Source organism: Nocardia sp. NPDC005746, assembly GCF_040630785.1.
Lineage (GTDB): Bacteria > Actinomycetota > Actinomycetes > Mycobacteriales > Mycobacteriaceae > Nocardia.
Genome location: NZ_JBEXYE010000031.1, coordinates 42,734 through 53,939, shown reverse-complemented (window position 1 = coordinate 53,939; position 11,206 = coordinate 42,734). Strand labels below are relative to the sequence as shown.

Here is an 11,206-nt window from a genome sequence, read left to right as displayed (position 1 = left end):
CGCCTGCACGCGAGGAATCTGGGCCGGGAGTAGGGGTCTCGATCGCCGAACGCTGGGATGTGCGCTTGGGACCGGCAGAGTCGAGACACCTACCCCATCATCTCCGGGTGAACCCCCAGCACTCGGAGACGACGACCACTGTAGACGGGAAAGACGGCGTAACAGCGCTGAGAGGTATGACCTTTCGTGCCAGAAGCCCGCGCCTCGGCAACCTCATAGTGAACCTCTACCCGGGCTGGCTCGCGCCGGATGCCGGTCGGCGAACAAGCCCGGGCAGGCGAACTCCCCGTGCCGGTCTTTCACCGGTGATGGCGGGGCGGGGCCGGGTGGATCGGGAGTCGGAGCGATCCCCCGGCGGGCGATCCACCCGGATCGCGTTGTCGCGCGGTGAATCCACCACGCCGCGCGATTCGCGTGCCGTGGCGTTCGGAAAACAATCAGGCGGTCCTCTCGACCGCCTCGGTGCCGCGGGGACCCAGGTTGGCGGGGCGCGCCAGAACGGAATGATTCGACCGCGAGTCCATCGACTAGTTCATCCCGAACGTCACGGTGTGGCCGCCGGTGCTGCCGGTTTGAAAGCCGTTCAGGATCGTTTGGATCGGGTTCGGGGTGAAGGAGGAGCTTCCAGTGGTGCCGTTGGACCTGACGTCGGTGGACTTCTGGCTGATCGTGCCATCCGCAGCCTTCTGCGAGGCGACGATGTGCTGGTCACCGGCTGCCAGGCTGAGTTCGACGGTGACGGTGTACTTGGCGCCGTTGGTTGGCTTCAGCGCAAATGGACTGCCCCCCAGCGTGACTCCATTGACCTCGATCGTCACCGGGGTCGAGGTCGTCGCTTTCACGGAGATGTAGGCACCCTGGAACCCGCCGTTGAGAGTCCGGCTAAACAGCTGGACGGAGACGATGTCGGCCGATGCCGGGGCTGCTCCCGCCATGAGCGCGGCCGCTGCTGCGGCCGGGACGGCGATAGTTCTGAGACCTCTGATGGGCAGTGTCTTGACGTTCATGAATGGAGCGAGGGCTGTCAGTCGGGTCCAGACGGCCCGGTTCTCAGTGTTCACGGGCCGAAGCTATGTGAAATAGGCTTGTTCTAAACGAGATTGAGCGCCCTCTGTTTCTTTGGCGGCATTTCTAGGGGCTGCCGCGTCTGAACCTTAGCGTGCTGCGCCGACAGAACGACTGAGCCCCACCCAGGCTGCGTGGTATGAAGCGCGCCATTTCGGCGCGGAGGCTGTCCGATGCCAGCGCAAGCATAGGCTCGCACCGTGTTCGAGTTCGCGATGCAAGATCTTCGCCATGTCCGCCTTCGGATCGGACGATGGCATTTTCGCACCTGGAGTACCTGGGCGATAAAGCTGCCCAACGGGTACCGCGAACCAGAATCGGTCTACGCCATCGAAATGCTCGACAAGGATGACAGGAGTCTGGGCCAACTGGGCGCGTTCATCTCGAGGGAGACGGCTGAGGCTTGCGTGGCGCAGCTCGAGGCCGAGGGTCGCACGGGCGTGGTTATCAATAGGATCCCGGTCCACTCCCGGCTGGAGGACTGGCAGTTCGATAGGTAGATGCCTGAATGCCCGCGTCGCAGTTCGGTGGCTGTCGGTCATTCGATGATGTCGCAGCGCCTTGTCGGACCGACGGCACAAACGTCCTGAATTGCCGCATACCGCGCTGACCTAACCGGCCGCAGGCTGCGGTCTGCCGCTGGAACTGTGCCGAGTCGGCTCCGATGCGAGCTCGATGTCTTCGAGCGTTTTGCCGAGCAGTTGGCGGGGCCCGCGCCATGCTCGAGGCGTCGAACAGCAACAGTGCCCGAATGCGGTCGCAGCGCATCGGCACGAACAGCTCATTCCACAATGGATCCGGGATCGATCGGCGCCGCCGACTCAAAGAGCGTATTGATGATCGTCTGGCGGCGGGCCCATGGGCGCTCGGTACGAGCGCACGCCTTCCGGGTCGGGCGGCGAAAACCCGTTGGGCGGAGAATTTCGCGGCAGGCACTTCTCGGCCTGCGGGTCACAGGTGGTCGTCCGGCGTGGGTGCGGGGTCGATTCGGGCGGAGGGGAATTCGGCTCCGAGAGTGGGTGGGACGTGCGGGAGTGGGTTGCCGAGTAGCTCGACCTCGCGGTTGCGGATCAGCCAGGGTGGGCAGGTGTGGGCTGATTCGGGCGTGGTCGGGCGGGTGCCCGGAGCGAACATGCCCGGCGGCATGGCGGTGCCGGGAGATTCGGGGCGAAGCTGTGGTGTGAGGGGGCGGGGCTGGGTGGTCGGATCGGGCACGGTCGGGCCGCGGACGCTGTGGGCGAGGTCGGGAAAGGGGTTGGGGGAGTATCGGTTCGATGGGGCGCCGGTGGGGGAGCTGGGCTGGCTTGCACGGGTGGGATCGTCGGTGGGCGTCGTCGAGGTCGGGAGGATCGCCGTGGGGTGGGTTTCGGTGGTGGTCGAGCGGTGATCGGGATCGGTGTCGGGTCGCCACCGATCCGCGCCGGGGTCGGTCGCGCTTCGATGGCGTGCGTCCGGCTCGTCGGTGGCGGCTTGATCCTGGGGGATGTGCTGTTCGAATGGGGAATTGGTCGCCGTGGCGGTCTCCTCACCTGCTTGTGGCCGGTGGGTGTCGAGGTCGGTCGGATTGCGCCACGCGTCCAGGTTCGGAGTGAACCCTGGCGTGGTAATGGCTCGCGCATCGGAGGCGGGGCTCGGATCCTTTGCGCCACTGCTGTTCCCGGAGGCATCGGCAGCGCCCGGTGTGGTGATCGTGAGGAACGCCGGGATTCCTGAGCCTGCGGGCGGGTAGATCGGGGTGTAGTTGGCGTCCAGGGCCGCGAGGGCGAGTTGATATTGCTCGTCTCGGTCGGATTGGGGGCCGTGGGTAACCGGTGGGGGCACGGTTTTGCGGAGGGCTTCGGCCCCGAAGGCGGCGGCGATCATGCGGTGGCCGGTGCTGTGGGTGATCTCGGCGGTGTCGGTGGCGTCCTGGACGAAGCGGCGGGCGGCGGCCGCGGCGGCGTCGGCGAGGTGGCCGGTCATGCTGTCGGCGAGGGCGGTGTGGACGGCGGCGTACAGGGCGGTGACGGCGCCGAAGATGCTGTCGGCGATGGTGACCCAGGTGTCGGCGGCGGCGTGCATGTCGCCGGGGTTCATGGCTTGGACGGCGTCGTGGATCTGCTGGTGGGAGAGCCGGGTGAAGTCTTCGACGTGGTCGATGTAGTCGGGGTCGGTGGTGCGATCGGCGAGGCGGGCCTGGTCGTGTTCGGCGCCCGATTGGCTCAGGCGGGCGCTGCGCCGCAAGGCTTCCGGTTCCATCGGCGTCCCTCCCGTCGTCCAGCTTCCGAGTACTTGGACGCGGGAGGGTCGGTGCGGGTTCCCGCTGCCGCCGCTCAGCCCTTGCGGGCTTGCAGGGTGTAGCTGAGGGGCAGGCGTTCGGGGCGGTCGATCAGACGCCATTCCCAGTGTTCGTCGTGGACCATGCGGCCGGGCAACGGGTTCGACGGGACGCTGTCGTGTTCGATTAGCTGGGTGAGGGTGAGGTCGGCCTGCAGCAGGGCTTCGACGATCTCGCCGAGGCCGTGGTTCCACTCGTGCGTGATGGTGTTGGTCACCGTGGAATCGGTTTCGACATAGGTGGTCTCGTCGTTGAACACCATGGGCTCCGCGGTCTCGAAATACGGGTAGCCGATCGTCAGAGCGTCGGTGCGGGTCTCGTCGATCGACCACAGCACCGGGTGGTACTCCCGCAGGAACAGGCGGCCACCGGGGCGCAGCAGCGCGGCCACGGTCGTGGCCCAGCGGCGGATGTCGGGCAGCCAGCACAGCGCGCCGACCCCGGTGTAGACCAGCCCGAACCGCCTCCCGCCGAGCGCGGACACCGCCTCGTAGATATCGGATTCGACGTACTCGATCGGCGTGGCGGCGGCGTCGGCCAGCTTGCGAGCCTCGGCCAGTGATGCGGGGGAGAAGTCCAGTCCGGTCACGGTCGCGCCGAGCCGGGCCAGTGACAGCGTGTCGGTGCCGATGTGGCATTGCAGGTGCACGGCGTCGACCCCGCGAATGTCGCCGAGCCGTGGCAGATCGAAGCGCACCACATGGCTGAGGAAGGACGGGTCGGTCCGGAAGTCGTCGAAGTGGTAGTCGAGGGAATCGGCGTGCAGTGGGGCGCGATCGTTCCAATTGGCCCGGTTCAGGCCGCGATAGTCGCTCATGATCCTCGACTGTGTCACGAACTGTCGTTGCGGGACCGGGGACTTCGCGCGATATCTCGGTGGATACTGGTCCCGAGTGGTGTGGGAGGCGAGATGGGGACGTCGCGGATTCGACGGGGCCTGGTCGTACTGCTGGCGGTCGCGGGGGTGTCCCTGACCGGCTGATCGACTGTGAAAAGCACCGACTCGCAGCAGGTTTCGGCTCCGGTGACGGACAATCCGTGGGTGGTGGCGGGCCAGACCTCGGCTGCCGGGCCCAGCGGACCCCGCTCCGGGGTGGCGGACGCGACCCTCACCGCCGAGAACGGGGACGGCGGCGCGGTCGACAAACTGGCCCTCAATGCCATCGCGGATATCGCCGACTATTGGAACGGCCAGTACGCCAAGACTTTTCCGGGCGTGTTCAAACCGGTGACCCGGTTCATTTCCTGGGACTCCACCGCCCCGCGCGCCCAGGCCGTCGAATTCTGCCGCGGCAGTACCTTTCAGGAGGTCAACGCCGCCTATTGCAGTGTCGACAAGACCATCGGATTCGACCGCGGCACCCTGCTGCCCGGCTTGGTGAAGAAGTTCGGCCCGATGGCGGTGGTCATGGTCCTCGCCCACGAGTACGGCCATTCGATCCAGGCGCAGGCCAAGCTGAACGGCTTCTTCACCCCGACCGTGGTCCGCGAACAGCAGGCCGACTGCTTCGCCGGCGTCTTCCTGCGTTCGGTGGCCGAAGGCAATTCGCGCCATTTCACCCTCAACACCACCGACGGCCTCAATGGCGTGCTGGCCGCGGTGATCTCCTTCCGCGACCGCGAACCGGGCGCGTCCCCGGACGAGCACGGCACCGCGTTCGAACGGGTCACCGCCGTGCAGATCGGCTACACCGACGGCGCGACCGCCTGCAAGGGCATTACCCGCGCCGAACTGAAGCAGCGCCGCGGCACCCTGCCGACGAGCTTCCAGCCGGGCGACAAGGATCGCCAGCTGCCGGTGGACCAGCCGGATCTGGCGCTGGTGGCGCAGTCGCTGACCCGCGCCTACCCGATCCAGCCCGCACCCGCCTTCGACTACGGCGGCGTCTCCCGCACCTGCCCGAAAGTGACCGTCACCCAGCCGGTTTCGTACTGCCCGACCACCAATGTGATCGGCACCGACGTCCCGAACCTGGCCGCGCGCGCGGCCACCGGCGACAGGGGTGACCTCCTCTCCGCGACCGTCGGCGGCGACTACAACGCCTTCGTGGTCTTCGTCTCGCGCTACATGATCGCCGTGCAGCAGGCCCGCCGGCTCGGCATCTCCGGAGCCGATACCGCCGGGCTGCGCGCCGCCTGCTTCTCCGGGGCGTACAGCACCAAGCTGAGCCGCCCCGGCAGCGATCTGCAGTTGTCCGCGACCGATCTCGACGCCGCCATCTCCGGACTGCTGATGGACGGCCTGGCCGCCGCTGATGTCAACGGCGCCGTGGTGCCCAGTGGTTTCGTCCGGCTGGAGGCGTTCCGGACCGGCGTCCTCGACGGCGAGGACGCCTGCCTGAAGACCTACAAGTGAGCCCGGTCGGGCTCCGGTGAAACCTGGTCAGGCGCTGGGCAGGTGCGCTTCGAGCCAGTTGACCACGTCGGTGAGCACCTTGTCCTGCTCGGGCTCGTTGTAGATCTCGTGGTAGAGACCGTCGTAGCGGATGACCGTCTTGTCCTTGGACGCGGCGTCGCGTTCCACCTTGTCGGTGCCGGTGGGTGAGGCGAGGCCGTCGGCGCTGCCGTGCTGGACCAGCAGCGGCGCGGTCAGCCGATCCAGGTGCGCCTTGACGTACTCCCCGGCGCGCAGCATCTCCCCGGCGGTGCGGGCGGGCACGCCGCCGTGATGCACCAGCGGGTCGTCGTCGTAGGCGCGCACCACCTCGGGGTCGCGGCTGACCAGCTTCGAATCCAGTTTCACGACGGGCACATTCGGCAGATACTTGGCCACCAGCGGCGCGGCCAGCCGCTGCACGGCATTGCCGGCCTCGATGTCGATCGCGGGGGCGGACAGCACCAGGCCGTCGACCTCGGGCTGGTCGCGGGTGGCGAAGTAAGCCGTGGTGAGCCCGCCCATGCTGTGGCCGATGACGAATTTCGGCAGTCCCGGGTGGCGGCCGGTGGCGGTGGCGAGCATGGTGCGCACATTGTCGGCGGCGGTGTCGAGTGAGCCGATATTGGCGCGGGCGCCCTCGGACTTGCCGTGCCCGGTGTGGTCGAGCGCGTAGACGACGAACCCGGATTCGGTGAGCCGCTGCGCGACGTGCGCGTACCGGCCGGAATGCTCGGCGTAGCCGTGCACGATCACCGCCACGGCGCGAGGCTCACCGTCGGGCAGCCACGCCTGCCAGAACACGCGGCCGCCCGCGCCTTGGAATTCACCGGTCTCCGTGCGGGTCATCGCCGCTCCTTCGAGTCGAGGTCGTCACGTACCTACGAGGGCAAGGGTGCCGGGTCGCGGTTTCGGACGCCACCGTATGCGTCCGAAATGTCGCCAACCGGCGGAGCCATTCTCGCTCATCGGACGCGTCATGGGGGCGGGCACCGGTAGCCGCGCGCACGATCGATCATCGGTGCCGGGGCCGATCGCGCGCGGGCGGCCGGTGCACCGGGGACGGCGGCGCCGGTCAGAAGGCGGCGATGCGGTCGATGAGCAGCCGGTTGAACCGGATCAATCGCGCATAGTTGGCGCGGGAGATCCGTTCGCCGGTGCCGTGGATGCGTTCCAGGTCGGCGGCGGACAGCATGATTGGGGCGAAGTTGCAGCGGGTCCGCGCCAGATCGTCGTAGTAGCGGGAGTCGGTGGCGGCGGGAACCACGCCGACGGTGACGGCCAGCCCCGGCACCACCGCGCGCGCGACATCGGCGACGACGTCGAAATCGGGTCCGGCGCTCGGGTCGGCCGACGGTTCGGAGCAGGTGCCGTCGAGTTCGATGGTGACGCCGTTGTCGCGCACCACCTTCCGGCAGTGCGCCAGCACCCCGGCCACCGAATCACCGGGCAGGATACGGAAGTTCACGTACGCCTCGGCCCGCTGCGGGAGCACGTTGGACTTGACCCCGCCGCTGATCACGGTGGGGGCGGTGGTGGTCCGCACCAGCGCCTCGGTCTGCGGCCGGGCGGCCAGCACCCGCGCCGCGATCGGCCCGGCCACATTGACCAGCCCGAGCAGGGTGCGCCGCGGTTCGGTCACGAATTTCCGCACCCGGGTGAGCATGTCGACGGCGACCGGTGTGAGTCGCAGCGGGAACGGGTGGTCCTGGATCCGCGCCACCGCCCGCGCCAGCCGCCCGACCGCGGTCTGCCGCCCCGGCATGGACGAGTGCCCGCCCACGTCGGTAACCGAGAGCCGCACGGTCGCGAAGCCCTTCTCGCCCACCATGATCGTGGCCACCGGCACGTCGATGCCCTCGGCGACGCCGACGGTGATGACACCGCCCTCGTCCACCAGCAGCCGGGCCCGCACTCCCGCGTCCCGCAGCCGCCGCGACATCCGGCCCGCGCCGTCGGCCCCGAAGATCTCCTCGTCGTGGCCGAACGCGAGATACACCGTCTGCGTGGGCGCGACGCCGTCCCGCAGCGCCGCTTCGACCGCCTCGAGAATCGCGATCATCCGGCTCTTGTCGTCGATCGCGCCCCGGCCCCAGATGAATTCGTCGTCCACGACCCCGCCGAACGGCGGATACGGCCAGCCGTCGTGGTCGTCGACGGGCACGACATCCATGTGCGCCAGCAGAATCGCCGCCACGGCCTCGGCCCCCGGCTCTCCGGCGTACGTGCCCTGCCGCGCGCTCCCGGCCGCCCCGGCGGCGGCTGCCTTCGCTTCCGGCCCGGCCGTGCCCGCCAGGTGCTCGGTCGCCGCGCTACCCGCCCAGCGGTACAGGCGGCTGTGGCCGAAGCTCTCCCAGGTGAGGTGGGCGTGGACCAGGGGGAAGCACTTCTCCAGGTGGCCGGCGAGGCGTTCGAATTCGGCCGGGTCGATGCGGCTGTGGTCCTCGTGGGAGACGGTGCGGCAGCGCAGCGCCCCCGCCAGCCGCTCGGCGGTGGCGTCGTCGACGGTGGGCGCGTGGGTCGGCGCGGTGCTGGTCACGGGCTAACCGCCGGTCCGGGGAGGGAAGGTCACGGCCACAGTGGCATTGTTCACCACATCGGCGATCAGGGAGACCGTCTTCTCGTTTCGCCACTTCGGAATCGCCTCGCTGAGGTCGCCGGGCAGGTCCGGGGTGCGGATTCCGGACAGCAGCGGCAGGTGCAGTTGGGCGGCGGTCACGGTGACGGGGGCGTTGGCCGGCTGATGCGCCCACACGTCGTCGACCACGTCGGTGACGCGGATGCCGATGCGATGTCCGGCGGGAATCGGCCAGTCCTGGGCGAGGAGCCGGACCTGTGTGGTCGGTGTGACCGGTGCGATGCCGCGGGTGATCACGGTGGCCCGATTGTCGGGTCCGATGTCGTAGACCTCGACGGTGACGCTGGCCGCGGCGGGACCGTCCAGGGTGAGCGTGGCGGTCGGCGCACCGGACAGCTGCTGATCCTGGGCGAGCGGTGGGGAGACGGTCCATATCTCCCGGTCCGCGCCGGGCAGCAGACCGCGATCGGTATACCGTCCCGTGCGCAGATCGATGTCGACGGCGCGGCTGTCGGCCGGCGGCCACGCCGTCTCCGCCCGCCAGCGGCCGTCGAACTGCCCGACCGTGACGCGCGGGCCGGGCACCGTCACATCCTTGCCCGCCACCTGCCGGTCGAAGAAGGCCAGCAGTTCCGAGGAGAACTGGGTGGCACCGCACTTCTCGCTGCAATCGCGGTGACCCCACTGCCCGAACATGGCCTTGTGCTCGCCGGGGCCGAGCCCGTTCCACAGCTGGAAGACCCGGTCGGCGCGAGTGTTGTAGTCGACGAAACCCTGGCCGAGGAACAGCGGAATGGTGTTGCCGCGCAGCTTCTCCACCAGATCGCGGTCGCGCCAGAACGGCGTGCTCGCGTCGTGGTTGCTGGTCTCGGCCAGATACTGCTGGTAGCAGGCCGGGTCGATGGACGACGCGTTGGCCTTGTACTCGGCCGAGTCATTGGGGTGCGCGGGCGTCGACGCGATCAGCAGGTGCTCGAATCCGGCGATGTCCCCGGGCCGGAAGCCCTGTTCGCTGATCGGTTTCAGCGAGAACTTCCACGCGATGCCCTGCATGTACAGGTACGCGTTGGGGTCGGCGACGACTTCGAACGAGGCCACCGCCGCCAGGCCCGCCGGCTTCTCGGCCAGCCCCATGAGCCCGGTCCACCCCTCGTAGGACACCCCGTACAACCCGACCCGCCCGGTCGACCACGGCTGTGCCGCCGCCCATTCCACCGCGGTCTTCACATCCGAACGCTCACCCGGCCCGCCGAAATCCGGGCACCCGTTGGATCCGCCGAACCCGCGCAGGTCCACGATCACGGAGGTGTATCCGGCGGCCAAGAGCATCGGCACCGGCAGATCCCCGGTCGAGGGCCCGCCGCCGGGCCGCAACTCGGTCAGCCGCGCCTCGTGCGACCGATACGGACTCACCGTCATCACCACCGGTGTCCGCACCTCGTCCCCGAGCCCCACCGGCCGCAGCACGTCGGCGTGCAACCGCGTCCCGTCGGGTGCGGTGATGAACTCCTCCCGCCACTGATACCCCGGATCCGCGCTCGCCTGCCCCGGCGCGACCACCGCTCCCATCACCAACAGCACGCCGACCACCGCGCGCCACACCACCATCCGCATGCTCACCATAGTGACCTTGGTGGTTGTGCGCGCCCCTGACCAGCCCCAGGAACCTGGGTGCACGGCGGTCGGCGGCGCCGGTCATTCAGTGGGTGTCGGCCGCGAGTTTCCGGACCAAGAACCGTTCCTGGGCGGCGATCGTATACCCGTGTAGTAGGTACTGTTCTGTAGGCTCTATCGGCGAGGGGTGGCCGACTGTTGGCGCCCTGGACGCGCTGGCCACAGTGGAGATCGAACGGCTCGCAAACTGCTCTTACATGAGGGGTTTTCGATGAAGCGCAAAACCGGGCGCGACACCCTGTACCACGATCAATCGGCGTGGTGGAAGCTCCAGGAGTTCCTCCCGCCCCGGCTCCGGCTCACGGTCGAAGCGGACCTCCCCACCGAGGACTTCTGGGAGTGGGAGAGCAACAACATCCATCTCGATCAATATCTGAACCCCGAGGCCCCGGCGAAAGTGATCCTGCATCACGGCGTCGGCACCAACGGACGGCAGATGAACCTCATTATCGGTAAACCGTTAGCGGACCAGGGCTGGGAAGTCACCGCCATCGACAATCTCGGCTACGGCATGACGCAGGTACGCCCCGGCGGCACTTACGGGTATGGCCAGTGGATCCAGATGGTCACCGACTATCTCGCCTACGAGAAGTCGCGCGACGATCGCCCGATCGTGCTCTTCGGGCTGTCGGCCGGCGGCATGGTCACCTACCACGTCGCCGCGCACGCACCGCGCGGCGCCGTGCACGGAATCGTCGGCCTGACCTTCCTCGACCAGCGCAATCGGGACGTGTGGATCGCGACCGCGCGCTACAAATTCAGCGCCACCGTGGGCATGAAAGGCGTCGGGGCTTTGGCCCGTTCGCCGATGAAGGGCCTGGAGTTTCCGATGAGCCTCGCCTCGAAGATGAGCGCGCTGTGCAACAACGCGGACGCCATGAAAGTCTTTCTGGCCGACAAGACTTCGGCGGGCAGTGCGGCGTCGATGAAATTCCTCGCCGATTACCGCACCTATGTCCCGGATATCGAACCCGCCGACTTCGACGTCTGCCCGATTCTCCACACCCAGCCCGCCGAGGATCATTGGACGCCGCTGGAATTGAGCAAACCCGCGCTCGACCCGATCAAGAAGGTTCCGGTGACGCTGGTGATGCTCGAGAACGCGGGGCACTATCCGCTCGAGGAACCTGGTCTCACCCAGATGGAGGAGGCCGTCGACGCGTTCGTGCGTGAGGTCACCGGCACCAACCCTTGATCA

General features: G+C 68.2%; 9 protein-coding genes. 3 read left to right on the top strand and 6 right to left on the bottom strand.

Going from position 1 to position 11,206, the window contains the following annotated elements:
* Positions 1–527 precede the first annotated feature (527 nt).
* Entirely contained in the window at positions 528–1,061 is a 534-nt protein-coding gene (locus ABZ412_RS34060) for a hypothetical protein (RefSeq protein ID WP_357288857.1), read from the bottom strand.
* 204 nt (positions 1,062–1,265) lie between these two features.
* On the opposite strand from ABZ412_RS34060, the gene ABZ412_RS34055 reads away from it, so the two are divergent.
* Entirely contained in the window at positions 1,266–1,565 is a 300-nt protein-coding gene (locus ABZ412_RS34055) for a hypothetical protein (protein WP_357288854.1), read from the top strand.
* Positions 1,566–2,016: 451 nt separating this feature from the next.
* Here the strand turns inward: ABZ412_RS34055 and ABZ412_RS34050 are convergent, their stop codons facing one another.
* Together ABZ412_RS34050 and ABZ412_RS34045 are read right to left on the bottom strand one after the other, a co-directional pair.
* A complete protein-coding gene (locus ABZ412_RS34050) occupies positions 2,017–3,303 on the bottom strand; it encodes a hypothetical protein (protein ID WP_357288851.1) in 1,287 nt (428 codons plus the stop codon).
* Between the two features lie 74 nt (positions 3,304–3,377).
* On the bottom strand, positions 3,378–4,202 hold the full coding sequence (locus ABZ412_RS34045) for a class I SAM-dependent methyltransferase (protein WP_357288868.1): 825 nt from the start codon (positions 4,200–4,202) through the stop codon (positions 3,378–3,380).
* Positions 4,203–4,406: 204 nt separating this feature from the next.
* Between ABZ412_RS34045 and ABZ412_RS34040 the strand changes: the two genes are divergently transcribed.
* Positions 4,407–5,738: a metallopeptidase gene (locus tag ABZ412_RS34040; RefSeq protein ID WP_357288848.1), complete on the top strand. Its 1,332-nt coding sequence runs from the start codon at positions 4,407–4,409 to the stop codon at positions 5,736–5,738.
* Between the two features lie 27 nt (positions 5,739–5,765).
* Here ABZ412_RS34040 and ABZ412_RS34035 read toward each other — a convergent pair whose 3' ends face one another.
* The 3 genes from ABZ412_RS34035 to ABZ412_RS34025 all read right to left on the bottom strand — a co-directional run bounded on the left by ABZ412_RS34035 (position 5,766) and on the right by ABZ412_RS34025 (position 9,957).
* Positions 5,766–6,605: a lysophospholipase gene (locus tag ABZ412_RS34035; RefSeq protein WP_357288845.1), complete on the bottom strand. Its 840-nt coding sequence runs from the start codon at positions 6,603–6,605 to the stop codon at positions 5,766–5,768.
* A gap of 226 nt (positions 6,606–6,831) precedes the next feature.
* A complete protein-coding gene (locus ABZ412_RS34030; RefSeq protein WP_357288842.1) occupies positions 6,832–8,295 on the bottom strand; it encodes a M20/M25/M40 family metallo-hydrolase in 1,464 nt (487 codons plus the stop codon).
* A gap of 3 nt (positions 8,296–8,298) precedes the next feature.
* Entirely contained in the window at positions 8,299–9,957 is a 1,659-nt protein-coding gene (locus ABZ412_RS34025) for a CocE/NonD family hydrolase (RefSeq protein ID WP_357288839.1), read from the bottom strand.
* A 262-nt stretch (positions 9,958–10,219) separates the two neighbouring features.
* On the opposite strand from ABZ412_RS34025, the gene ABZ412_RS34020 reads away from it, so the two are divergent.
* On the top strand, positions 10,220–11,203 hold the full coding sequence (locus ABZ412_RS34020; RefSeq protein WP_357288836.1) for an alpha/beta hydrolase: 984 nt from the start codon (positions 10,220–10,222) through the stop codon (positions 11,201–11,203).
* Positions 11,204–11,206: the final 3 nt, after the last annotated feature.

What these genes read in the sequence shown, in the direction of transcription:
- ABZ412_RS34050 (WP_357288851.1), bottom strand. Translation starts at nt 3,303, where the DNA reads ATGGAACCGGAAGCCTTGCGGCGCAGCGCCCGCCTGAGCCAATCGGGC.
- ABZ412_RS34035 (WP_357288845.1), bottom strand. Translation starts at nt 6,605, where the DNA reads ATGACCCGCACGGAGACCGGTGAATTCCAAGGCGCGGGCGGCCGCGTG.
- ABZ412_RS34025 (WP_357288839.1), bottom strand. Translation starts at nt 9,957, where the DNA reads ATGGTGAGCATGCGGATGGTGGTGTGGCGCGCGGTGGTCGGCGTGCTG.
- ABZ412_RS34020 (WP_357288836.1), top strand. Translation starts at nt 10,220, where the DNA reads ATGAAGCGCAAAACCGGGCGCGACACCCTGTACCACGATCAATCGGCG.